Genomic DNA, 23,015 nt, shown 5'->3' on the forward strand with positions numbered 1-23,015 from the left:
AAAATGGCAACAGCCCCTAGGTTATTAAAACATTTCTAACAAATTGTCGACACCGCATATCGCGATTCGTTTTGTATGGATGTCGCTTACCGAAACGGCGAGATCGGTAGGCGTGATTCTAGGCAATAGTTTCTACCTTAGTAGAAGCGCGGGCGGGGAAGTCGGAAATTTCAAAAAAGTGAGCGGCCATGCGGTCGGATCGTTTTTAAAATGACCAGCCTGCCCCGCGTCGAGCGGCTTGGAAGCGCGATATGCTGCTGCATCTGGATTTCGCGGCAAACCGAATCATCGTCAGACCTGCCTCATCTATCCCGCTAGTGCTGCAGCGAAGTCATGCGAAAACTTCCCCGGTTGTACAGTCTAAAAGACGATTGGGCGGCTATCCCTTCCTTCGGTGGACATTGTCTCGGTCGAAACCCGCAAAAGCGCCGCCCGACCCCATCCCCACTCTTCGGATATTCAGCTTTGCCCTCCAATGTGGTCTAATCAGCGCCCCATTCCATTTCCGGAAGTACCACCGATGCCGCTCGGCCGATTGTTCCGCACCGCCGCCCTGTTGAGCGCCGCCGTCTTGACGGCCTGCGACAACGCGTCCGAGCGCGATGCCGGCGGTGTCGCGAACGTGATAGGCACGGCGCCGGAACCGGTGCAAATCGTCGATTTCGCGGCATTAGGCTTGCAGGGGCTGCGAAGCTTTGACGTGCAGGCCAACGGCGCTAAAGTGCATGCGGCGTTTATCGCCGACGGCGGCGATCCGCGCCAGCCCTACATCGGTTATCTGCATTCGGAAGACGGCGGCCGGCATTGGTCGGCGCCGGTGGCGCTGGCCGGGCAATTTCAGCGGCCGGTGGAATCGAAAACCGGCAACGATATTCAAGTGGCCGCCAGCGGCGACAATGTAGTTCTGGTTTGGCAAGTCAGCGGCGAAATTCCCGGCATGGGCCCGCTGTTCGTGGCGCGTTCGGCCGACGGCGGCCAAAGCTGGCACGCCGGCGCCAACCCGACCGGCAGCGACATCGACCAATCCCACCACGATCTCGCGGCCGACGCGGCCGGCCGTTTTCATCTGGTCTGGCTGGACGACCGCGACGAAAACGGTTATCAAGGCGTGCGCTACGCCCGCTCCGACGACACCGGCTTGCATTGGCAAGCCGCGCAAAGCGTGGACGACAGCAGTTGTTCGTGTTGCTGGAACCGGATCGCGGCGGCGCCGGACGGCAAGATCGACATTCTGTACCGCGACATGGAGCCGCGCGACATGGCGTTGGCCCAATCCGCCGATACCGGCATCAGCTGGCAACGGGCCGCCACGGTCGGCGGCTTCGGCTGGAAATTCGACGGCTGTCCGCACAACGGCGGCAGCCTGGCCTACGCCGACGACGCCAGCCGGCACGCACTGGTGTGGACCGGCGCGGACCAACAGGTTGGCCTGTATCATTTGCAGTCGGCCGACGGCGGCGCGAGCTGGAGCGCGCCGCATCGGCTGGGCGACGGCATGAGTCCGTTCCACGCCGATCTGGCCGCCGGCGCGGAGCGCTTGCTCGCGGTTTGGGACGCGCTGGGACCGGCGGGCTCGAAAGTGTATCTGGCCGAGTCCGCCGACCACGGCGCGAGTTGGACGCCGGGCCGCTTGCTGTCCGCGCCGGCCGCCTCGGCTGGTTTTCCGCGGATCGTCGCAACTGGCCAGGACTGGCTGGCATTGTGGTACGAGCAACAACCCGGTGCCGCCAAACAATGGCGGGCCGCGCTGATTCATTAGATTTTTATTTTTCGAGAGGTAATCATGCCCAAGTCGCACATTACAACAATAATAAAAGCCGGTCTGATGGCGACGGCACTGCTGAGCCCGGTGTCGGCGCTGGCGCACGCCATCCTGGTGAAGTCGCAACCGGCCAAGGACGAGGAAGTCAAGGAAGCGCCGAAACAAGTGGATTTGTGGTTCAACGATCCGGTCCGTAGCGAATACAAAGCGTTGGCGGTCATCGACGCCGCCGGCAAGCGCGTCGATAATCACGACGTCGAACAAAGCCTGACCGACGGCTCCCATATTCACGCCACGGTCGCCAACTTGGCGCCGGGCAAGTACACGGTCCGCTATCGGGTGGTGTCGGAAGATACGCACATCGTCACCGGCAAATTCGATTTCACCGTGAAACCTTAATTCCCAGGCAAGCCCATGACCCGTTTTTCCTTTTCCTTGACAGCCGCGCTGCTGGCCGCGCTGCCGCTATTGAGCGGCTGCGATAAACTCGGCTTCGGCGCCAAACAATCCAACGCCTTGGGCAATCGCCCCGATCTGGATTGCATCATCGCCAACGACTTTTACGCGGTGCATTTCAGTGCTTACATCCAGCCGGAAAAAACCGATAACGCCGCCGACGCCAAAGCCGCCTTCGTGCCGTTTTGTCAGCAAATCCCCCGCGCCGGCAAGATGTTTTTCACCGCCGATTTGATCGACCGCGACATCCGCGCTACCCCGATCGGCGTGAAACTGGTTGAAGTCGAAAAGACCGGCCAACAGCCGCCGAACGATATCCGCGAGATCCGTACCGTCGCCGAGTTTCCGGCCAAACTCTATCCACGCGGCGCCGTCGAGGCACAGGCCGATGTCGATAAAACCGGCGACTACGTGCTGTACTTTTTAATCGGCGATGCGATCGAGGAAGACGACAAATTTCGGGTGCCGCTGGAAGTCGGCGTGGCGCCGGCCGGCGCCCAACCGCCGCTGGTGCTGATCGGCGGCAGCGTTGGCGGATTATTGTTGGCCGGATTTGGCGTGTGGTTTTTTCTACGCAAGCGCAAACCGAGCCCGCCATCCGAAGGCCAGGAGAATTAACGCGATGCATCAGCTAAACCTATGTTTTCAGCCGGCATGGCTGGTTCGCACCCTGCTGGCCTGTTGGCTGTTGACGCAATCCGCCTGGGTTGCCGCCCACCCGCCGGGTTTAAGTTCGGTCGACGTCGTGGTCAAACCCGACGGCGTCATCGCCAAGGTGACGTTCGCGCTACAAGACATCGAAGCCTTCTCGCCGATGGACAGCGATCTGGACGCCGAAGTCAGCGACGCCGAGCGCGAGGCGGCCAAACCCGCCGTCGCCAAATTATTGGCCGATCAATTTCGACTTCTGGACGGCAATGCCGTGCTGGCGCCCAGCGAACCGGGCCGGGTCGATTACGACGAGCAAAACAACGCCCACGTCGAGTTCCATTTCGGACCGCTAAGCTCGGGCCGACTGACGCTGCAATCCGCTTTTCTGGCTTCGCTGCCGGACGGTCATCAGCAATACCTGACGGTCAAGGACGGCGACGGCAAAACCTTGGCGGAAAAAATGTTGGGTAAAAACGACGCCAGCCTGAGCGTCGAGTTGACGGCCGGCGCGGCGCAAGCCGGCGGTGGCGCTTGGCTGACGGCCTTCGCCGACTTTTTTAAGCTGGGCGTCGAACACATTCTGACCGGTTACGATCACTTGCTGTTTTTGTTTGCATTGCTGGCGGTCACCCACAATTTCTGGCCGGCGCTGAAAATCATCACCTTCTTCACGATCGCCCATTCGATCACGTTAGCGCTGGCCGGCTTGAACTTGGTCGAGCTGCCGAGCAGCTTCGTCGAACCCTTCATCGCCGCGACGATTATTTATGTCAGCGCCGAGAATCTGATACGCGGCGACCATCCCAAGGGCCGCGAATGGCTCACTTTCGGCTTCGGCCTCGTTCACGGCTTCGGTTTTGCCAGCGTGTTGCGGGAAATGGAGATTTCCAGCAGCGATACCGGCATCTTGTTGCCGCTGCTGTCGTTCAACCTAGGCATCGAGACCGGCCAGATCGCGGTCGCCGCGATCGTGTTACCGATCATCTGGTGGTTGAATAATCAAATCGCGATCGCCGACAAATTTTTGAAAAGCTGTTCGGCGGCGGTGTGCATGATGGGCGCTTACTGGTTGTTGGAACGTACTGTTTTATAGCGCCGAAAGGGACGGCGAGCAGACGCGGCGCCCGCCGTCGTCCCCAGACACTTCGGCCGGTTTTCCAGGTTGACGGCCAAGCCGAATACGCCGCAAACTAGGCGATCGCGCGGGCGCCTGGATTGGGCCTTCGCCCATCGGACAGGAGCTTAAGCCCAGTGATTAAGAAAATCGAGGTCGGCGATCTGCGGCCTGGCATGTACGTCCACGATTTGAACCGCGACTGGTCCGAGCATCCGTTCTTGCGCAACCGGTTTAAGCTGGCGTCGGCGCAAGATGTCGAAAAAATCGCCGATTTAGGCTTGCGTTACGTCTACATCGACACCGACAAAGGCGACGACTTGGCGCCAAGTGGCGACTCGAACCAATTCACGCCGGCTCAGACCAGCGAAATCCATCGCAGCGCCGCTATCGAGCCTATCGTGGCGGCGGTGCCGATCGCGGAAGAACTGCGCCAAGCCCGCCACGTCTACCACGAAGCCCATTCCATAGTGCGCGACATGTTACAGGATTGCCGATTGGGCAAGCAGGTGGCGCTGGAACAAGCCCGCCCAGTGGTCACGGCGATTACCGAGTCGATTTTCCGCAATCCGGATGCCTTGATCAGCTTGTTGCGCTTGAAGCGCGCCGATCAATACACGTTCCAACATTCGGTCGCGGTCGGCACATTGCTCATCAGTTTTTGCCGGGCGCTGAACATCGAGCGGGCCGAAATCGAATTGGCAGGCATGGGCGGACTGTTACACGACATCGGCAAGATGCGGATTCCGCAGGAGCTGCTGAACAAAGCCGGCAAATTGACGAGCGCCGAATTCGAAATCGTCAAGGGCCATGTCGAGGCCGGCCGCGGTCTATTGGAAAATACTTTCGGCATCTCGCCGATATCGATCAGCGTCGCGGCCGAACACCACGAGCGTTACGACGGCAGCGGCTACCCGCTGGGCTTGATCGGCGAGCAAATCAGCCGCTTCGGTCAGATGGCGGCCATCGTCGACGTTTACGACGCATTGACTTCGAACCGGGTCTACCACCACGGCACCGAACCGACCGCCGTGCTGAAAACCTTGCTGGAGGGCGGCGGCAGCCATTTCAATACCCGTTTGGTGCACCAGTTCATCCGCACGGTCGGCATCTACCCGGTGGGCACCCTGGTCAAATTGGAGAGCGACGAGTTGGCCGTGGTAGTCGAGCAACATCGCGAAGACTTGCTGCATCCCAAGGTCAGGACCATATTCGATGCCAGACAACGGCGTTTTATCAAACCGCGCGACTACGATTTGGCGAAGCCGAGTTGTAACCGGCGGATATTAAGTTTTGAAATGCCGGGCCGGTGGCGGATAGAACCGACGGCTTATTTGCGGCAATAGCGGCGGAGGGCAAAAAGGAGCGGAGCGAGCCGGCCTGTGAGGACACCGCCCGCCCCGCGTTTAGCGATTAAGCGTCGTAGTTGGCGCTGGCGAATTCCCAGTTGACCAAGGCCCAGAACGCTTCCAAGTATTTAGGACGCAGGTTGCGGAAGTCGATGTAATAGGCGTGTTCCCAAACGTCGCAGGTCAGAATGGGAGTTTGACCTGCGGTCAACGGACAACCGGCGTTACTGGTGCTGACCAGCTCCAAACTACCGTTGGCGTTTTTCACCAACCAAGCCCAGCCGGAACCGAAGGTGGTCACCGCGCATTTGGTGAACTCTTCCTTGAATTTGTCGAACGAACCGAAGGTGCGGTCGATCGCGTTGGCCAAACCGCCGGTCGGCGCGCCGCCGCCGTTCGGCGACAGGCTGTTCCAATAGAAGGTGTGATTCCAAATTTGGGCCGCATTGTTGAAGATGCCGCCGGAGGATTTTTTGACGATTTCTTCCAGCGTCAGACCTTCGAACTCGGTACCGGGTACCAGATTGTTCAGATTGGTCACGTAGGTTTGGTGATGTTTGCCGTAGTGATACTCGATGGTTTCCACGGAAATATGCGGCGCCAAAGCGTCTTTTGCGTACGGTAATGCAGGTAATTCAAAAGCCATCTTCTTTCTCCAGAGTGATTGAACAGCAGCAACTTATTAGGCTCCGGAAGTACCTTCGCCTAATTACCCAGCATTATAATAAAGAATTATCACAGATCATCATCTAATCGCAGGGGAATAGGCATGGCGCTTGAGATTGAGCATAAATTTTTGTTGGCGAACGACGATTGGCGAGCGGAAGTCGAGCATTCGGTGTCCTACCGGCAAGGCTATTTGAGCGGCAGTCCGCTCAGTTCGGTGCGGGTACGCGTCTCGGACACTCAAGCCTGGCTAAACATCAAAAGCGCGACGATAGGCACCCATCGCCACGAATTCGAATACGAAATTCCGCTGGCCGACGCCAACACGCTATTGGATGAGTTGTGCCACAAACCGTTAGTCGAGAAAACCCGCCATTTCGTGCGCCGTAATCCGCACCTGTGGGAAATCGACGAATTCATCGGCGACAACCACGGGCTGATCGTCGCCGAAATCGAGTTGTCGCAAATTGGCGAATCCTTCGAAAAACCGGCGTGGCTAGGCCAGGAAGTCACCGATGATTTGCGCTATTACAACAACAATTTGTCGCAAAAACCGTTCAAGGATTGGGATAAATAACAATAATTTAACCAATACATTGAAATGGTGTTTGAAATGCACTATAGTCAATGTATGGTTAAAGCTACTATTGTTGTTTTTTTGATACTTTTTTCCTCCGCCGCGTCCGCTTCGGAGCTTTCCAGCGTGATCGCCACCCTGGAAAGCAATTGGGCCAACGCGTATTACCAGCACGACGAAGACCGTCAGAAACTGGAATATCCGCTGTTGCTAGCGCAAGCCGCCGAATTGGCGGCGCGCTATCCGAATGCCGCCGAACCCAAGATTTGGCAAGCCACGATCATGGTCACCAACGCGGCCTTTCAATCCTCGCTGACAGCGCTGTCCACGCTGGATTCGGCGAAGGCGTTACTCGAAGAAGCGATTCATATGAACCCCAATGCGTTGGACGGCGCCGCTTACGTCACGCTCGGCACCTTGTATTACATGGTACCCGGCTGGCCGGTATCGTTCGGCGACAACCGGAAAGCCGAGCAAATGCTTAAAACCAGCCTGAGCATCAACCCTAACGGTGTCGACGCCAATTATTTTTACGCCGATTACCTGCTCGACCAAGACCGTACCGCCGAAGCAGTAAGCTTTCTGCAAAAAGCGATTCAGGCACCACTGCGCAAGCAGCCCTCGTTGGCGGACCTGCGCTTGCGCGACGCCGCCAAATCGGCCCTGACCCAAGCCGAGCAAGGCCGGCAAGCCGGCGGTAAAACCAAATACCAGTCGCTGTTTGCGGACGCCAACAACCAAACCCGCTAAATCCGGCTGAAAGCAAAGCCGGAGCATGTAGAATGGGCTAAGTTTTTCAGAAGCGCGTAGCGGCAATCATGATAATCACCCGTTCCCGGCTGGCGGCAGTCTTCGTTCTGCTGCTTCCTTACTTGGTCGCTGCCGCCGACCCGCCGCCGGAAAACGTCGTTCTGCAACTCAAATGGTTCCACCAGTTCCAATTCGCCGGCTATTACGCGGCGGTGGAACAAGGCTATTACGCCGAGGAAGGCTTGCAGGTCGAAGTTCGCGAACGCTCGCCAAACCAGGATTACATTCGGCAAGTCGCCGACGGCGCGGCCGATTACGGTATCGGCGACTCCGGCATCGTCGCCGACTATGCCAACGGCAAGCCCATCGTCGCCCTGGCCGCCATCTTTCAGCACGACGCGCTGGTGCTGTTCAGCAAACAAGCTTCCGGCATCATCAGCCCTTACGAGATGGCCGGCAAGCGCATCATGTACGACGTGGTCGGCGAAAACAACGCGCCGGTGCGGGCTCTGCTGTCGGAAGCCAATCTCAACGAGAGCCATTACGTCAAAGTCCCGGAAAGCTTCGACGACGCGGATTTGATCCAGGACCGGGTCGACGTGATGTCCGGCTATATCACCGATCGCCCTTACACCCTGCAGAAAGCTGGCATCAGCTTCAACATCATCAATCCGCAAAACTACGGCGTCGATTTCTACGGCGACCTACTGTTCACCAGCCAAACCGAATTGGCTCGCCACCCCGGTCGTGCCGAACGCTTTCGCCGCGCCAGCCTGAAAGGTTGGCAATACGCCTTGGATCATCCGGACGAAATCATCCGACTGATCCGCTCGAAATACCGCAACGACTTGAGCGAAGCGCAACTGCGCTTCGAAGCCACCGAAACCCGCAAGCTGATCCTACCGGACAAGATCCCGCTCGGCCAGATAGAAACCGGCCGGCTGCGGCGCGTCGCCGAAATCTACGCCAGCCTGAATCTGGCCAAGCCGCTAAACGACGCCCAATTGGACGGTTTTGTATACGGCGGCGGCAACCAATCCAGCGGGCCGCAACTTTCCGCCGAAGAACGTCAATGGTTGCAGACCCATCGCCAGATCCGGCTGGGGATAGACCCTAACTTTGCCCCTTACGAGTCGATAGACGCCCAAGGCCAATACATCGGCATCGCGCCGGATTTCCTTCGTCTGGTGAGCCGCCTGCTGAATGTCGAATTCGTACCGGTTCGCGACAAAACCTGGCACGAAACCCTGGAAATGGCGCAACGCGGCGAATTGGACATGATCGCCGCCGCGGTCAAAACCCCCGAACGCGAGCACTACCTGAGTTTTACCCAAGCCTATATTTCGACGCCGACCGTCATCATCGCGCCGGAAAGCAGCGGCTACATTGGGTCGTTACAAATGCTGGCGGGCCAACGCGTCGCCGTCGAAAAAGGCTATTTCGTCCAGGAATTGCTGCGTCGCGACCACCCGACGCTGCAGCAACTGGAAGCCTCATCGGTCGGCGAAGCGCTGAACCTGGTCGCGGAAGGCAAGGCCGACGTGTATATCGGCGACGCCGCCTCGGCCAGCCACGCTCTCGGCCGCGCCGGCCTGCTGAATTTGCGCATCGCCGGCCAAGCCGGCTACCTGAGCGAAAGCCGAATGGCGGTAAGCAAGACCAACCCGGAATTGCTGTCGGCTCTGGAAAAAGCCTTGACCACCATCAGCCACGCCGAACACGACGCCATCGTCAACCGCTGGCTGGGCCTGAAAATCGAGCAAGGCATCCGCCCGGAAACTCTGTTCAAATGGGGCTTGCCGGCCATCCTGACCTTTGCCCTGGTCGGTTATTGGCTGTATCGGCTGAACCGCGAGGTCAAGGCTCGCAAGCGCAGCGAAGCCGAATTGGCGCTGCTCTACACCAACATGTCGCTCGGATTCGCGCTGCACCAAGTGATCCGCGACGCCGCCGGCAAGATCGTCGATTACCGCTATCTCGACATCAACCCGGCCTTCGAACGCATGACCGGCATCGCCCGGCAAGAATGGTTGAACAAAACCGTCCGGCAATTGCTGCCTGACACCCACTGCCCGTGGATCGCCAGCTTCGACGACCTGGAAACCAGCGGCGAACCGCGCCATTTCGAAAACCGCGTCGAGGAAATCGGCCGCTGGTACGCGATCGACAGCTACAAGGCCGACACCGACCGTTTCGTGGTACTGGTCCAGGACATCACCGAGCGCAAACAAACCGAACTGGCGCTGACGCAGAGCGAGGAACGTTTCCGGATGAGCCAGATCTACGGCGGCATCGGCATCTGGGAAGCGGAGTTGCTGACCGGCCGGCAGTTTTGGTCCGAGATCGTCACCGGCAGCCTGGGCTTTCCGAAAACCGCGCAACACAGTTGGGGCGATTTTTTGGCGGCGGTGCATGTCGAGGACCGGCCGGCGGTGCTGGCCGCGACCCGCGCCCACCTGGAAACCGGCGCGAAATACGATGTCGAGTACCGGATCGTGGACGCCGACGGTCAAAAACGCTGGATGCGCTCGGTCGGCCAGGCCGAACGCGACAGCGAGGGCAAACCGCTACGGATGCGCGGCATCGTCCACGACATCAGCGAACGCAAGGCGGCCGAGGAAAAGCAGCGCCTGTGGGCACGGGTGTTTTCCGACGCGCACGAAGGTATCGTCATCACCGATACCGAAGCCAATATTATCGATGTCAACGCCGCCTTCACCGCCATCACCGGCTACGACCGCGCCGAAGTGCTCGGCCTGAACCCACGCCTGCTGAAGTCGGACAAGCAGCCCGACGAGTTTTTCACCGAGATGTGGCAGGCGTTGACCGACAGCGGCCATTGGCAGGGCGAAATATGGAACCGGCGCAAAAACGGCGACTGCTACGCCGAGCTACTGACGATTTCGGCGTTGCGCGACGATGCCGGCAAGATCGTCCATTACATCGGCCTGTTTTCCGACATTACCGATACCAAGCGCCAACAACAAGCATTGGAAGTATTGGCTCACTACGACGTTCTGACCCAGCTGCCCAACCGGGCGCTGTTCGGCGACCGCTTTGCTCAGGCGATCGCCCACAGCAAGCGCTCGGAATGCTTACTGGCGGTGTGTTATCTGGATCTGGACGGCTTCAAACAGGTCAACGACGGCTACGGCCACGAGGCCGGCGACCAATTGCTGGTACAAGTCGCCAAGCGCATCCGTCAAAATCTGCGCGAGGGCGACACCGTATGCCGATTGGGCGGCGACGAATTCGCGCTGCTGTTCGAAAACCTGCAATCGGTATCGCAGTGCGAAGACACGTTAAAACGCATCCATCAAGCCGTGGCCGAACCCTTCGAGCTGGCGGCCGGTCCGGTCCGGATCGCCGCCAGCAGCGGCGTAACGATCTATCCCCTCGACCGCGAAGAACCCGACCTTCTGCTGCGCCACGCCGATCACGCGATGTATCAGGCTAAACTGGCCGGCCGCAACTGCTACCGCCTCTACGACGAACTTGCCGAGTTGCCGGAGCGGAAGTCGGCGCCGCCGAACCGGCTGGAACTGGCGTTGCGGGAAATCGGCGCGGCGCTCGAACAAGGTCAGTTCCGGCTGTATTACCAACCCAAAGCCAATCTGGCTAGCGGCGAAGTGGTCGGCGCCGAAGCGCTAATCCGCTGGCAACATCCGGAGCGGGGCTTGCTGGCACCGGCTGAATTCCTGCCCATCGTCGAAGGCCATCCGTTGGAAATCGACATCAGCAACTGGGTAATACGGAGCGCCTTCGCCGAATTGCAGCGCTGGCAAGACACCGGTCTCAAGCTGCAGATCAGCGTCAACGTCTCGCCGCGCCATTTGCAATGGCCGCGATTCGTGCCGGAGTTGGAGCAATTGCTGGCGGCCCATCCGGGTATTTCTTCGCGGCAATTGGAACTGGAAGTGTTGGAAAGCAGCGTGCTCGACGACCTGATCTCGGTCGGCGAAGTCTTGAAGCAGTGCTATCACGACCTGGGCATACCCTGCGTGCTGGACGACTTCGGCACCGGCTATTCATCGCTGACCCATTTGCGGCACTTAACCATTAGCGCGGTCAAGATCGACCAAAGCTTTGTGCGCGGCATGATCGACGACCCGGACGACTTATCGATCGTCGAAAGCGTGATCGCCTTGGCCAGAGCCTTCAAGCGCGACGTAGTCGCCGAGGGCGTCGAAGACATTGAACACGGCGTGTTTCTGATCCATCTAGGCTGCCATTTGGCCCAAGGCTTCGGCATCGCCCGCCCCATGCCGGCTGCGGCACTGGCCGACTGGATCCGCGATTACCGCAACTACCCGGCCTGGACCGCCAGCGCGCGGAACCCGTTGCATCCCGGCCGCGTCCAGTTGTCGCTGCTGAAATTGCAGCAACAATATTGGTTGCGCCGTCTGGAAGCCTATCTGCGCGCGCCGGCCGACAACGGCGGCTATTGGCCGACCTTGATCCAGAAAAAATCGCACATGAACAAATGGCTGGAACGCTTGGAACTGGAAACCAGCGCCGACCGCCGTTTGCTGGGCAAACTGGCGCAAGCCCAAGCCCGTCAAACCTTGCTGGCCGAACAAGTGTTGCGGGAACACCAACAGGGACGGCCCGCGCTGACCGGCGAGACCTACCAGCGCTTGCTAAGCGCCAATCTGGATATCATCCAGCTCTTGGAACAACTGGAGCTTTACATCTAAGCGGACTCAGCCGAACTCGCGCAAGCCCTCGGCCAGTTTGGCGAAATCGAAATGCTCGGCCAGACAATTGGCCAGGCTGTCGATACCCGCCTCGCGCAAGGCCGCCAAATCCACCGCGCCGGCGTCGGCGTAACCGGCCCAGGCGAGTAAGGCATCGGCCGCCGCCGGCAAATCGAACAAGCCGTGCAAATAAGTACCGGCCACCTGGCCGTCGGCCGACACGGCGCCGTCCGAACCGGCCGCCAATTCCAACAGCGGGTGCGCCAAGCCCGGTCCGCGACTGACGCCCATATGAATTTCATAGCCCGCCACGGCTGTTTCTGTGCCGGCCAGTCGGCCGCCGGTTTGGCGCAGGCATTTGTCCGGCGCCAGCTCGGTGTCGATGTCCAACAAACCCAGACCAGCCACGCTACCCGGCTCGCCCTCAATGCCGCGCGGGTCGTGTATTGACCGGCCCAGCATTTGAAAGCCGCCGCAAATACCCAGCAGTTTGCCGCCATAGCGCAAATGGCGTTGGATGAAGGTATCCCAGCCCATCGCCCGCAAACGCGCCAAGTCGCGGCGCACCGCCTTACTGCCCGGCAGCACCAGCAGATCGGCACCACCAATCCGATCGGGCGATCTGGCGAAACGCACCCGCACGCCGGGATGCAGTTGTAACGGATCGAAGTCGGTATGGTTGCTGAAGCTGGGCAGATGCGGCACGACGATGTCGAACGGCCGTGCGCCGTCGCCGCGGCCATGCCGGCTGGACAAGGCGTCCTCGGCCTCCAGGAACAGATCGGACAAATACGGCAACACCGCCAGTACCGGCTTGCCGGTTTCGGCTTCCAGCCAGTCCAAGCCGGGTTGCAGCAGCCCGATGTCGCCGCGAAACCGGTTGATCACGAAGCCGATGACTCGCCGCCGCTCGCTTTCGCTCAACAGCGCCAAAGTACCGACAATGTGGGCGAATACCCCGCCGCGATCGATGTCGGCGATCAAGATGACCGGGCAATCGACCGCTTCGGCGAAACCCATATTGGCGATATCGCCGGCCCGCAAATTGATTTCGGCCGGACTGCCGGCACCTTCGACGATCACCGCTTGATATTGTCCGGTCAAACGCCGCCAGGAGGCCAACACCGCCTGCATCGCCACCGTCTTGTAATCGTGATATTGCGCGGCGGACTGGTTGGCCAGTACCCGGCCGTGAATGATGACCTGAGCGCCGGTATCGGAATGGGGCTTCAGCAACACCGGATTCATGTCGCTATGCGGCGGCAAGCCGCACGCGGCGGCCTGCACCGCCTGGGCGCGGCCGATTTCGCCGCCGTCCACAGTCACCGCGCTGTTCAAAGCCATATTTTGCGGCTTGAACGGCGCCACCGCCACTCCCTGGCGCCGGTAGTAACGGCACAGCGCCGTCACCAGCGTGCTCTTGCCGGCATCGGAAGTGGTGCCTTGCACCATCAAAGCTTTAGGGATCATCTTGCCAAGCGTTTTCCCAGACCAACGCCGACAAGGCTTGCGGCGTCGCCCAGTTTTCCAGTTCCAACATCGGCTTGGGGTAAAACTCGGCGACGTGGCCCAAACACAAAATCGCGATCGGCTTGGCGCCGGCCGGCATATTCAGCAAGGCCGCCAACGCCGCCGGATCGAACAGCGACACCCAGCCCATGCCGAGGCCTTCGGCGCGGGCCGCCAACCACAGGTTTTGTATCGCGCAGGCCGCCGACGCCACATCCATTTCCGGCAGGGTGCGCCGGCCGAAGATATGCCGCTCGCGCCGATCCGGCAAGGCCACCACCAGCAATTCGCCGCAATCGAGGATACCCTCCACCTTCAAACGCATGAATTCGTCGCGGCGTTCGGCCAACGCCTCGGCGGTGGCGACGCGCTCTTGTTCGACCAGGTCGTGAATGCGCTGCCGCAATGTGGTATCGGTGATGCGAATAAAGCGCCAGGGTTGCATCAGACCGACGCTGCCGGCTTGATGCGCGGCTTGCAGCAAGCGGGCCAGTAAGGCCGGATCGACCGGATCGGACAGAAAATGGCGCATATCGCGACGCTCGGCGATCACCCGATAAACGCCGGCGATTTCGGCCGCACTGAAAGCCGAAGCCGCGCCGGTTTCGCCTGATTCACTAATCGGCACGGGCCGATTCACAAGGCCACCGCCAGCAATACCGTCGTTTCGACCAATTCGACGGCGGCGCCGTACACGTCGCCGGTCACGCCGCCCAAACGGGCCAGCGCCGCGCGCCGCAGCCACCACAGCACCAGACCGGCCGCGAGCAGCGGTAGCCAGCCCGACAGGCCCAACGCCAACAACAGCGCCGCGCCGACGGTCCAGCGCATCGCCCGGAAATCGGCATGCGCCAGCCAGGTCGCCGCCAACCCGGCTGGGCTGACGTACTCGGCGGTCAACATGAGCAGCAAAATCGCCGTGCGCCCCAGCAACGGCGCGGTCCATAGCGGTGACGGATCATGCCGTTCCAACAGCGCCGTCAGTGCCGCCCATTTCAGCAACAGGATTAACACCAGCAAACAGACCGCCACCGGCCCGGCGGCCGGATCTTTCATAATGCGCAAACTGCGTTCGCGGTCGCCGTGGCCGCCGACCCAGGCATCCGCGCAATCGGCCAAACCGTCCAAATGCAGCGCGCCGGTCGCCAGTACCCAAGCCGTCAACAAGATGCCCGCCAGCAAGTAGGCCGGCGTTCCGGTCAACGAGGCCGCCAACCCGCTCAACAAGCCGCCGAGCAGCAAACCGACCAACGGATAGCAAAGCAAGGATCGGCCGGCCGTCGGTCCGTCGAACCCAACCGCCGGGACCGGAAACCGGGTCAGAAATTGCCAGGCCAGCCAGAACGCTCGCACGGTTATTTCAGGTGCCTGCCCTTGGCGTCTTTGAAAATATGTCCGGTCAGGATCAGCACGCCCTCGATGAAGCCCCACATCACGCCGTAACCGCCGGTCGCCAAGGTCACCAGAATCTGTACGATGCCTATCGTGTAAAAGCCCAAATAGATGCGGTGCAAGCCGACCGCGCCCAGCGAGATACCCAACAAACCGGCCACTATCCGGCTTTTCACCGGTTGGGATTCCATCAGATAGGCACCGACCAGACTGACTTCGGTGACTTTGTCGTCCTCGAAATCGAAATCCACGTCGTCGCCGGACTTGGGCGGCGCGTCGGATTGCCATTGCTCGATATGAAACTCGTAAAATTGGTCTTTGGCTTTGATAACGCCGGTTTGGCAATCGGCGTCGTAACTCTCTATATGTCCTAGCATGTCGTTAACCCGGTTCTCGCCGCCTCGAATACGCCGCATCGGGCTCTCGGGCGGGTTTATTCTTATGAAGCAGGTCGGAGTCCGACCCGGTAGCCGAAAACGCCGGATCAGCCCTGGCGTTTTCGGCCGCTCATGATACGGGAAACGCCGCCCGGCCGCCACGGCTGGCGTTCCGCCGGCATCAAGCGGTACTGACGCCGGCCTGGGCGAAGGTCGCCATCTCGTTGTGCAAGCGGCAAGCCATTTGCAACACCGGTATCGCCATCAACGCCCCGCTGGCTTCGCCCAGCCGCAAATCCAACGCCAGCAAGGGCCTGGCGTGTAGCGCTTCCAACACCAGAACGTGACCTTTTTCGGCCGAACGGTGGCCGAAGAACAACCAATCGGCGCAGCCCGGACATAGCGCGGCGGCCAGCAAAGCCGCCACCCCGCTAATGAAGCCGTCGACGACGACCGGCAAACCCTGCTGGGCCGCGGCCAGATAGGCACCGGTCAGCGCTGCGATTTCGAAACCGCCCAGGATTTGCAACATCGCTAGCGGCGAGTTCAAGGCCTCGCGGTGCAAGGCCAAGGCCTGCTCGATGACCGCCGCCTTTCTGTCGATCTGCCCAGGGCTCAGACCGGTACCGGCGCCGGTTAAATCGGCGGCAGGCAAACCCAGCCGGGCGGCGGCCAATGCGCTGGCACTGGCGGTATTGGCGATACCCATTTCGCCGCCGACGAACAATTCGGCATCGGCAGTCAGCGCTCGTGCCACCGCGTCCCGGCCGGCGGACAACGCAACCGCAAGTTGCTCGACACTCATTGCCGGCGCCGTCAAAAAGCTGGCCGTACCGGAACCCGCGCGGCAATTGACGACGCCCGGCACGTCCACCGGCGCCACCAGACCGACATCGACGACTTCAAAGTCCGCGCCGAGGGCGCGAGCCAATACGTTGACCGCAGCGCCGCCGGCCGCGAAATTCTTGACCATTTCCTGGGTGACCACTTGCGGAAATGCCGACACGCCCGCCTCGGCGATGCCGTGATCGGCGGCGAACACACTGATCCAGACCCGTTCGACGCTCGGCCGCTCCCGGCGCTGCAAAGCCGCCAAGCGCACGGCGCTTTCCTCCAGCACACCCAGCGATCCGGGCGGTTTGGTCAATTGCGCTTGCCGGGCGGCGGCGATCTCGAACAGCCGCCAGTCCGGCTGGGCCGGCGCTTGAAATATCCAATCCATGCTCACGCCGATTTCAGAACCAGCGGCAAACCGGCCGCCACCAACGTCACCCGGTCGCAGATTTCGGCCAGCCGTTGATGCAAAAAACCGGCCTCGTCCACGAAACGGCGGGTGGCCGGATCGGCGGCGACCACACCGTAACCGACTTCGTTGCTGACCATCACCACCCGTCGCCGCACCGAGCTTAAGGTTTCGCACAGCGCGTCGCGGTGGCGGTAATAGTGATCGGCCCGCAAATTGCCGCGACTATCGAACAAGGCATTGCTGAGCCACAGCGTCAGGCAATCGACCAGAATGCAGCGATCGGCGGCGGCGGCCCGTAGCGTACCGGCCAGATCCAGCGGCTCCTCGACGGTCACCCAGCCGGCGGGACGATCCAGACGATGGCGGGCGATGCGCTCGCGCATCTCGGCGTCGCCGGCTTCGGCGGTGGCCACGTAGACCACCGGCAAGCCCGATTCGACGGCCCGCGTTTCGGCATAGCGACTCTTGCCTGAACGCGCCCCGCCCAGCACCAATTCAATCATCCGCCAGCCTGACCGCCAGTACGTCGCATTTGGCGTGGTGTAACACGCCGTTGGCGGTGGAGCCGAGCAGCAAAGCCAAACCGTGCCGGCCATGCGAGCCGACCACGATCAAGTCGGCCTGGTTTTCCTCGGCAATCCGGACGATTTCCATTTTCGGGCTACCCATTTCCAGGTATTGGCGTTCGACCGGCACCTGCAACTCCTCGCCGAGTTTAATCAGGCGTTGTTTGCAGGCATCCATCAGCTCTTGGGTCAATTCGACATCGAATGGGATGATGGCGTCGGCGGCCGGATCGGAAATCGGCAAATTGTCGACGACGTGAACCAAGCTGAGCTTGGCATTGTTCTGCTCGGCAATTTGGCTAGCCTTGTGAACGACTTGATCGTTGGCCTCGAAAAAATCGACTGCCAGTAATATGTGTTGGTAAATGGCCATGGCTCTCTCTTATTCTGCGGTGGGAAGTTCGGGAAACAGCAAGGACATCGCTTGCGACGAAATCAGTATATACAAAAGCGCCAACGCCAACCCGAACGGCAACGGCTTGTCCAGCGCGTGGCGATAGATGTTGCCGTTGATCAGCCAGTGCCAGGCCATCAGCAGCAACATCGCGATATAGGCCAGTTGGTTGGCCTGGGTTTCCAAACTGGCCATCGCCGGAATCGCGAAGAAGGTGATCATTGCATCGCAGCCCAGCAACGCCGTCAGGGTTTGCGGAAAGCGGTTCGGATTGCCGGAAAAATACAGCAACGGATACGTAAACCCAACGATCAACGCGGTTTGCAGCAATAACTGCAGCAGGGCGCCGGCGAAGCTGCTACCGATCAGCAAAATCAACAGATTGATCAGCGCGTAAGGTAGGAAGGCCAGCCGGGTTAGCCAGCGCGACGCCGGCACGTCTTGCGGCCCCTTGCGTAGCATGCAGATCTCGAAAAACAACAGCACTAGTTGGTACATGATGGCTCCGCTGAAATGAGTAGGTGCCGGCTCGCGCCGGCTTGGCAAGCTAAACTGCCGGGACATCGGCGGTCTGTCAAATCGCCGCCCGGACGTGGGCGGCAGCGTCCGGATCGGCCAACCCCGATTATTCGGCCTGCGCCAGAGTTTCCTCGGCGGTCAGCCAATCCAGTTCGGCCTGTTCCAGCGCGCTATCGACGTTCGCCTTTTGAGCCAACAACTGCTTGAGCCTTTCCTTGTTGTCGTCGCTGTAGATAGCCGGATCGGCCAGTTGTTCCTCCAGTTCGCGCTGCTGGTGGTGAAACTTCTCGACCGCCGCCTCGGCTTTCTTGACCGCGTCCAGCAACGGTTTCAAACGCTGGCGGCGTTCGGCATCCTGTTTGCGTTGATCCTTGCGGGACACGCCGCTCGCCGTTTCCGCCGACCCGGCCGGTTCGTCGCCGGCCTTTTTTTGTTCGGCTAGCCATTGCTTGTAATCGTCCAAATCGCCGTCGAAGGGCTGGACTTGCCCGCCGGCCACCAGCAGCAAGGTGTCGGTGACCGAGCGCAGCAAATGCCGGTCGTGCGATACCACCAGCAACGCGCCTTGGTATTCCTGCAAGGCCACGCTCAAGGCGTGGCGCATCTCCAAATCCAGATGGTTGGTCGGCTCGTCGAGCAATAGCAGATTGGGGTTTTGATAAACCAGCATCGCCAACACCAGCCGGGCTTTTTCGCCGCCGGAAAACGGCTCGACCGGATCGTTGACCTTATCGCCGCGAAAATCGAAACCGCCCAGAAAATTGCGCAAGTCCTTCTCGGTGGCTTGCTTGTCGAGCTGTTGCAAATGCCACAGCGGGCTTTCCTCCAGCCGCAGCAACTCCAGTTGATGCTGGGCGAAGTAGCCGATGTTCAAGTCCTGAGCGTTCCGCAACTTGCCGCTCAAGGCCGGCATTTGTCCGGATAGCACCTTGATCAGACTGGACTTGCCGGCGCCGTTGGGTCCCAGCAAGCCAATGCGATCGCCGGGCGTAATGGTCAGGCTGGCGTTTTTGACGATGACTTTGTCGCCGTAGCCGATGTCCGCGTGTTCCAGTTGCAGCAGCGGATTGGGCATTTTTTTCGGCGGCGGAAAGCTGAAACCGAACGGCGAATCGACGTGGGCCTGGGCGATCAATTCCATGCGTTCCAGGGCCTTGATCCGGCTCTGCGCCTGACGGGCCTTGGTCGCCTGGGCCTTGAAGCGATCGACGAAGCTTTGCATGTGCGCGATTTCGCGCTGCTGCTTTTCGTAAGCCGATTGTTGCTGGGCCAATTTCTCGGCGCGCATGCGTTCGAATGCCGAATAGTTGCCGGTGTAGATCTCAGCCTGGTTTTGTTCGATATGGACGATGTGGTCGGTAATGGTGTCGAGAAAATCGCGGTCGTGCGAAATCAACAGCAAGGTGCCGGGATATTTGACCAGCCAGTCCTGCAAATACATCACCGCGTCCAAGTCCAGGTGGTTGGTCGGCTCGTCGAGCAATAACACGTCGGACCGGCACATCAAGGCTTGAGCCAGATTCAAGCGCATCCGCCAACCGCCGGAGAACGAACTGACCGGCCGGCTTTCCTGTTCGGTGCTGAATCCCAGACCGTTCAGCAAGCGCGACGCGCGGGCCTGGGCGGTGTAGCCGCCGACGTGGTCCAGCGCGACGTGCAATTCGGCCAACTTGATGCCGTCGTGATCGGCCTCGGCCGCCGCCAATTGTTGCTGCAAGGCGCGCAGTTCGCGGTCGCCGTCCAACACGTAATCGATCGCCGAACTGGGCAGAGCCGGGGTCTCCTGAGCGACGTGGGCAATCTCCAGATTCGGCGGCATCGAAAACTCGCCCTCGTCGGCGTGAAGTTCGTTGCGCAGCAGTGCGAACAAGCTGGATTTGCCGGCGCCGTTGGCGCCGGTCAGACCGATCTTTTGGCCCTTGTGTATCGTGAAGGACGCGCCGCTGAACAACAAGCGGTTGCCGCGGCGGATCGCGATGTTTTTGAAATTGAGCATGATGGTGGCGATAGCAGTCGGCCTGGCCCCATGCCAAACCTGGGCGGGGATTTTAGCGCGGGACGGCCGCCAGGGTGTGGGCGATTTTAGGATAGCCCGGATGCCGTGTAGAGGAGACGCTAGAGTGAAGCTCCCCGCCTGAAAACCGGCGGATTCGGGCTCAGCCGGCTAAACGGTAATCCCGCCAGCTCTGCTCGGCTCGAGACTTTGCGACCGCAGGCCGACGCAAACAGGGTATGCGTTTGTGACCGGCTAGGCGGATGCACTCGTAGCCACGCTGGCGATGGCAGCAGGCGCAACGGTTCAAGCGACGCAGATAGCGCCCGTAGGCGCGCTCCGTCGCCTGCTCGAAACGCCGCAACGCGCCGCCGGTTTGCGGGTAAGGTAGCCAAACTTGCGATACCGCCAATCGGGCATACAGACGGCGGGCTTGATCGATCAGTAGGTCGTTATCCATTTGTCCTCCCCTATCTCCAAAAGATGCGGAATCGGCGCACCGCTGGCGAGACCCGACCGAATCGACAACGACTCGGCCGGCCGCGTTGGCGAACCGTCCGAGTGCATTTAACCCCAACGTCGCTCCGGACGGTTTGATCTCGATCAAGCCGAGCCACACCGGCCGCGCGTGCGTTCCAAGCCAGCGAATCGGCTTAACGGTTAAACTTTCCCGCTAATTGGCGGTCGCACGGTCTCAACCAAACGGGAGATAGACCATGTCATTAAGCCAAGATTTCGATCATTTGCTGGAAAAACTCAATACGGAACGGGAGAGCTTACAACTTAAACTGCATCTGGCCTCTATGGATGCCAAGGACGAATTCGCCGAAGCCGAACAACTTTGGCAGCAGTTCAAGTCCAAGGCCTCCGAAATCGCCGACGAGTCGATAGAAACATCCGAAGACTACATTGCCAAGGCGCAAGTGGTCGGAGAGGAATTGAAAGCGGCGTATCAGCGCATCAGCCAGCGTTTGACCGAATAGCACCCGAAGCCGGTGCTTGCCAAGCAAGCACCGAACCGGGGACGCGGGCGCATGGGACGACTCGCGGCCGTCCGCCCGGAGCGGGGACGGAAGAGAAGAAAAAGCGTTAGACCGGCTTGCGCCGTCCGGCGTACAGCAGCCCCATCACGGCGGAACACATCGTCCACGCCGCCGCCGGCAACGGCACCGAAACGCCGCCAAGATCCGGAATAGGCGCGACATCCGCCGCCGGCGCTTTACGGCGCGGCCCGTCGGTTAGCGCCAACAAAAACACATTATCCAGCCAGATTTGCGCGGCGCTTTCGCCGCCAAAATCGGCATTCGTCAAACGTTCGCCCCGAAACCGATAGACTCCGGACGAAACGCCGCTCGGATGGGCAAGCTCCAAGCGCCGCGCGCCAACCGCGCTGGGAGTAGCCGGCCGTTGCAAGGCGGCACCGCTTTCGGCTAACAAACTCCACCGCTCGAAATCGTACTGATCGAACAGCCTATCCGAAATCTGAAAATGATGAATTTGGTCGGTCGGTAGCCGGTTATTGGCCTGGGGGGTATCGGTGGCCAGTAGCCAGCCGATTAAAACAACGGTCCCGAATCTGACCATACTGTCTCCAAAAATTAAAATCACGTCCTTGTGCGACCCACATCCTGTCTTGTGCGTTACCAACCCAAGCCGCCGGCGACGCAGCCTGGCCCGGTAACGCACGTGAAACAGAATACGCAATCCGCATGAAGACCTTCTGGAGAGAGAATTAAAAAACGGTGAAAACCGGATTAAAGTTTGCCGACTGAATCCGCCGCCGAATCACGCGGGGCGACGGCGGCGATACGCCAAAAACCCGACTACCCCGACCGCCGCCGCGCCGAGCAAAGGCAGGATCAGACCGGAATCGGCCACCGCGCCGCCGGCGGTATCGTTCGGGTATTTGAATTTGACCAGCACGCCGAGTTGCGGATCGGTGACGTTGATCGCAATCGCCTTGGCGCCGAGATTGGTCCATTGCAGCTCGCTGCCGTCGAAAGGTTTGTTGTTGCGAGTATCCTTGTTGACGATGTGCGGAAACAGCGGCGTGACACCGAGCTGACTGCCGGCCAATTGCCGGGCCAGTTCTTGTTCCAATTCGGCCGTGGTCTTGCCGTCGGTCTTGATCGTCACCGGCCGTTGGCCGTCGATCGCGATTTCGATTTCGCCGTGCGAACCGCTTTGGTTCTTCTTGGAGGTAAAACCCTCCAAATACTCAACGTCGGCCGCATATACCAAATCGACCGCCACCCGGACGCCGGCGGCGCCGAACGCCCGGTCACCCAAGGCATAACGCATTTTTTGGTTGGTGTAATCCCTGACGATGATATTGGTCAGCGCGTAGCCGGCTCGATTGGCAATCGCCAATTCAGGCTGACCCTCAGGCTGGTTGACGGTCATCCCGCGCCAATTGGGGTCGAGCTGTATCATGCCGTCCTTGATCGCGGTCAGCAGCTTTTTGGTCACCGCGGTCGGCGCCGCGCCCTCGAACTTGGCCGGATTCAAAAAGCTCAGTCCGGTGGCGCGATAAAGTTCGCCGTCGTCGATACGCCATTCCGCCGTATACGAAAACAGCGCATCGCCGGTCTTGGTCGGCATGTCGTTAAAAATATGCAAGCGGTCCTGCCCGGCCGGCGTCGCGGCAAGCGCGGCGGCGGGCAGCAGGAAAGCGGCGAGAGCGAGCTTGAAGGATGATGTCATAACGAGTGATGGTTTCCGGTAAAAACGGCCACGTTAACACACCGCCTTCCGCTCGGAAAATCTTATCGTATCGATTCGACTTTGCTTGTCGACGTCGCGGGCTGGATTGGACACGGCGACCGCCTATCCCGGCTCACGGCAATGCCGTTACTCTGAAAGTCGCCGGACGCCGCCACCCAATTCGGTGGCAGAGCGCCTTCAATCGCGGCTAAAGCCACCCCTACGCCACTACCTTTCATTTGCTGGGCGATGCAGCGGTTTCATGATCGTTAAGCCTAAAAAGGGCAGTTGGCG

At 60.2% G+C, this 23,015-nt stretch carries 22 protein-coding genes; 9 read left to right on the plus strand and 13 right to left on the minus strand.

The window, feature by feature from the left end; genetic code table 11:
- Positions 1-520: 520 nt before the first annotated feature.
- The 5 genes from A1355_RS04740 to A1355_RS04760 all read left to right on the plus strand — a co-directional run bounded on the left by A1355_RS04740 (position 521) and on the right by A1355_RS04760 (position 5,329).
- A complete protein-coding gene (locus A1355_RS04740; protein ID WP_064025515.1) occupies positions 521-1,759 on the plus strand; it encodes a sialidase family protein in 1,239 nt (412 codons plus the stop codon).
- 24 nt (positions 1,760-1,783) lie between these two features.
- Positions 1,784-2,161 carry a copper resistance CopC family protein gene (locus A1355_RS04745; protein ID WP_064025517.1) on the plus strand — a complete coding sequence of 126 codons (378 nt, stop codon included), beginning with the start codon at positions 1,784-1,786 and terminating at the stop codon, positions 2,159-2,161.
- Between the two features lie 15 nt (positions 2,162-2,176).
- Positions 2,177-2,836 carry a hypothetical protein gene (locus A1355_RS04750; protein WP_064025519.1) on the plus strand — a complete coding sequence of 220 codons (660 nt, stop codon included), beginning with the start codon at positions 2,177-2,179 and terminating at the stop codon, positions 2,834-2,836.
- Between the two features lie 4 nt (positions 2,837-2,840).
- Complete coding sequence (locus tag A1355_RS04755; RefSeq protein ID WP_064025520.1) at positions 2,841-3,962, plus strand: HupE/UreJ family protein; 1,122 nt, start codon at positions 2,841-2,843, stop codon at positions 3,960-3,962.
- A gap of 158 nt (positions 3,963-4,120) precedes the next feature.
- Complete coding sequence (locus tag A1355_RS04760) at positions 4,121-5,329, plus strand: HD-GYP domain-containing protein (protein WP_064025522.1); 1,209 nt, start codon at positions 4,121-4,123, stop codon at positions 5,327-5,329.
- Between the two features lie 67 nt (positions 5,330-5,396).
- On the opposite strand, the gene sodB is transcribed toward A1355_RS04760, so the two are convergent.
- Positions 5,397-5,978 (minus strand): superoxide dismutase [Fe], encoded by a 582-nt coding sequence (gene sodB, locus A1355_RS04765; protein ID WP_064025524.1) that lies wholly within the window; start codon positions 5,976-5,978, stop codon positions 5,397-5,399.
- Positions 5,979-6,101: 123 nt separating this feature from the next.
- On the opposite strand from sodB, the gene A1355_RS04770 reads away from it, so the two are divergent.
- From A1355_RS04770 to A1355_RS04780, 3 genes are all read left to right on the plus strand, one after another.
- Positions 6,102-6,575 (plus strand): CYTH domain-containing protein, encoded by a 474-nt coding sequence (locus tag A1355_RS04770; RefSeq protein WP_064025526.1) that lies wholly within the window; start codon positions 6,102-6,104, stop codon positions 6,573-6,575.
- 126 nt (positions 6,576-6,701) lie between these two features.
- Positions 6,702-7,325, plus strand: a complete 624-nt coding sequence (locus tag A1355_RS04775) for a tetratricopeptide repeat protein (RefSeq protein WP_231883560.1) — start codon at positions 6,702-6,704, stop codon at positions 7,323-7,325.
- 68 nt (positions 7,326-7,393) lie between these two features.
- On the plus strand, positions 7,394-12,022 hold the full coding sequence (locus tag A1355_RS04780) for an EAL domain-containing protein (RefSeq protein WP_064025528.1): 4,629 nt from the start codon (positions 7,394-7,396) through the stop codon (positions 12,020-12,022).
- Between the two features lie 6 nt (positions 12,023-12,028).
- On the opposite strand, the gene A1355_RS04785 is transcribed toward A1355_RS04780, so the two are convergent.
- From A1355_RS04785 to A1355_RS04830, 10 genes are all read right to left on the minus strand, one after another.
- Entirely contained in the window at positions 12,029-13,492 is a 1,464-nt protein-coding gene (locus A1355_RS04785; protein WP_064025530.1) for a cobyric acid synthase, read from the minus strand.
- Positions 13,482-14,171 (minus strand): 5,6-dimethylbenzimidazole synthase, encoded by a 690-nt coding sequence (bluB, locus tag A1355_RS04790; RefSeq protein ID WP_231883561.1) that lies wholly within the window; start codon positions 14,169-14,171, stop codon positions 13,482-13,484. The genes A1355_RS04785 and bluB overlap by 11 nt, the downstream gene beginning before the upstream one ends.
- Positions 14,168-14,884, minus strand: coding sequence for an adenosylcobinamide-GDP ribazoletransferase (locus tag A1355_RS04795; protein ID WP_082885362.1), 717 nt, complete (start codon positions 14,882-14,884; stop codon positions 14,168-14,170). The genes bluB and A1355_RS04795 overlap by 4 nt, the downstream gene beginning before the upstream one ends.
- Positions 14,885-14,886: 2 nt before the next feature.
- A complete protein-coding gene (locus A1355_RS04800; RefSeq protein WP_231883562.1) occupies positions 14,887-15,339 on the minus strand; it encodes a TM2 domain-containing protein in 453 nt (150 codons plus the stop codon).
- A 142-nt stretch (positions 15,340-15,481) separates the two neighbouring features.
- Positions 15,482-16,522, minus strand: coding sequence for a nicotinate-nucleotide--dimethylbenzimidazole phosphoribosyltransferase (gene cobT, locus A1355_RS04805; RefSeq protein WP_064025532.1), 1,041 nt, complete (start codon positions 16,520-16,522; stop codon positions 15,482-15,484).
- A gap of 2 nt (positions 16,523-16,524) precedes the next feature.
- Positions 16,525-17,049: a bifunctional adenosylcobinamide kinase/adenosylcobinamide-phosphate guanylyltransferase gene (gene cobU / locus A1355_RS04810; protein WP_064025534.1), complete on the minus strand. Its 525-nt coding sequence runs from the start codon at positions 17,047-17,049 to the stop codon at positions 16,525-16,527.
- Complete coding sequence (locus A1355_RS04815; protein ID WP_064025536.1) at positions 17,042-17,485, minus strand: universal stress protein; 444 nt, start codon at positions 17,483-17,485, stop codon at positions 17,042-17,044. The genes cobU and A1355_RS04815 overlap by 8 nt, the downstream gene beginning before the upstream one ends.
- Before the next feature lie 9 nt (positions 17,486-17,494).
- Positions 17,495-18,004, minus strand: coding sequence for a hypothetical protein (locus A1355_RS04820; RefSeq protein ID WP_064025557.1), 510 nt, complete (start codon positions 18,002-18,004; stop codon positions 17,495-17,497).
- Positions 18,005-18,131: 127 nt separating this feature from the next.
- A complete protein-coding gene (locus A1355_RS04825) occupies positions 18,132-20,021 on the minus strand; it encodes an ATP-binding cassette domain-containing protein (RefSeq protein WP_064025538.1) in 1,890 nt (629 codons plus the stop codon).
- A gap of 160 nt (positions 20,022-20,181) precedes the next feature.
- A complete protein-coding gene (locus A1355_RS04830) occupies positions 20,182-20,478 on the minus strand; it encodes a hypothetical protein (protein ID WP_064025540.1) in 297 nt (98 codons plus the stop codon).
- Between the two features lie 256 nt (positions 20,479-20,734).
- Here A1355_RS04830 and A1355_RS04835 point away from each other — a divergent pair, with 256 nt between their 5' ends.
- Positions 20,735-21,001: a hypothetical protein gene (locus A1355_RS04835; RefSeq protein ID WP_064025542.1), complete on the plus strand. Its 267-nt coding sequence runs from the start codon at positions 20,735-20,737 to the stop codon at positions 20,999-21,001.
- A 106-nt stretch (positions 21,002-21,107) separates the two neighbouring features.
- Here the strand turns inward: A1355_RS04835 and A1355_RS04840 are convergent, their stop codons facing one another.
- Together A1355_RS04840 and A1355_RS04845 are read right to left on the minus strand one after the other, a co-directional pair.
- Positions 21,108-21,602, minus strand: coding sequence for a hypothetical protein (locus A1355_RS04840; protein ID WP_064025544.1), 495 nt, complete (start codon positions 21,600-21,602; stop codon positions 21,108-21,110).
- A gap of 201 nt (positions 21,603-21,803) precedes the next feature.
- On the minus strand, positions 21,804-22,721 hold the full coding sequence (locus tag A1355_RS04845) for a hypothetical protein (RefSeq protein WP_064025546.1): 918 nt from the start codon (positions 22,719-22,721) through the stop codon (positions 21,804-21,806).
- Positions 22,722-23,015 lie beyond the last annotated feature (294 nt).

It is taken from the genome of Methylomonas koyamae, assembly GCF_001644025.1.
In the GTDB taxonomy this organism is placed as follows: Bacteria; Pseudomonadota; Gammaproteobacteria; order Methylococcales; family Methylomonadaceae; genus Methylomonas; species Methylomonas koyamae_A.

Bases quoted from the DNA above. Each gene is read 5' to 3' on its own strand.
- A1355_RS04740 (WP_064025515.1), top strand. From the start codon at position 521: ATGCCGCTCGGCCGATTGTTCCGCACCGCCGCCCTGTTGAGCGCCGCC.
- A1355_RS04745 (WP_064025517.1), top strand. From the start codon at position 1,784: ATGCCCAAGTCGCACATTACAACAATAATAAAAGCCGGTCTGATGGCG.
- A1355_RS04750 (WP_064025519.1), top strand. From the start codon at position 2,177: ATGACCCGTTTTTCCTTTTCCTTGACAGCCGCGCTGCTGGCCGCGCTG.
- A1355_RS04755 (WP_064025520.1), top strand. From the start codon at position 2,841: ATGCATCAGCTAAACCTATGTTTTCAGCCGGCATGGCTGGTTCGCACC.
- sodB (WP_064025524.1), bottom strand. From the start codon at position 5,978: ATGGCTTTTGAATTACCTGCATTACCGTACGCAAAAGACGCTTTGGCG.
- A1355_RS04770 (WP_064025526.1), top strand. From the start codon at position 6,102: ATGGCGCTTGAGATTGAGCATAAATTTTTGTTGGCGAACGACGATTGG.
- A1355_RS04780 (WP_064025528.1), top strand. From the start codon at position 7,394: ATGATAATCACCCGTTCCCGGCTGGCGGCAGTCTTCGTTCTGCTGCTT.
- A1355_RS04785 (WP_064025530.1), bottom strand. From the start codon at position 13,492: ATGATCCCTAAAGCTTTGATGGTGCAAGGCACCACTTCCGATGCCGGC.
- A1355_RS04800 (WP_231883562.1), bottom strand. From the start codon at position 15,339: ATGCGGCGTATTCGAGGCGGCGAGAACCGGGTTAACGACATGCTAGGA.
- cobT (WP_064025532.1), bottom strand. From the start codon at position 16,522: ATGGATTGGATATTTCAAGCGCCGGCCCAGCCGGACTGGCGGCTGTTC.
- cobU (WP_064025534.1), bottom strand. From the start codon at position 17,049: ATGATTGAATTGGTGCTGGGCGGGGCGCGTTCAGGCAAGAGTCGCTAT.
- A1355_RS04815 (WP_064025536.1), bottom strand. From the start codon at position 17,485: ATGGCCATTTACCAACACATATTACTGGCAGTCGATTTTTTCGAGGCC.
- A1355_RS04820 (WP_064025557.1), bottom strand. From the start codon at position 18,004: ATGTACCAACTAGTGCTGTTGTTTTTCGAGATCTGCATGCTACGCAAG.
- A1355_RS04825 (WP_064025538.1), bottom strand. From the start codon at position 20,021: ATGCTCAATTTCAAAAACATCGCGATCCGCCGCGGCAACCGCTTGTTG.
- A1355_RS04830 (WP_064025540.1), bottom strand. From the start codon at position 20,478: ATGGATAACGACCTACTGATCGATCAAGCCCGCCGTCTGTATGCCCGA.
- A1355_RS04835 (WP_064025542.1), top strand. From the start codon at position 20,735: ATGTCATTAAGCCAAGATTTCGATCATTTGCTGGAAAAACTCAATACG.
- A1355_RS04840 (WP_064025544.1), bottom strand. From the start codon at position 21,602: ATGGTCAGATTCGGGACCGTTGTTTTAATCGGCTGGCTACTGGCCACC.
- A1355_RS04845 (WP_064025546.1), bottom strand. From the start codon at position 22,721: ATGACATCATCCTTCAAGCTCGCTCTCGCCGCTTTCCTGCTGCCCGCC.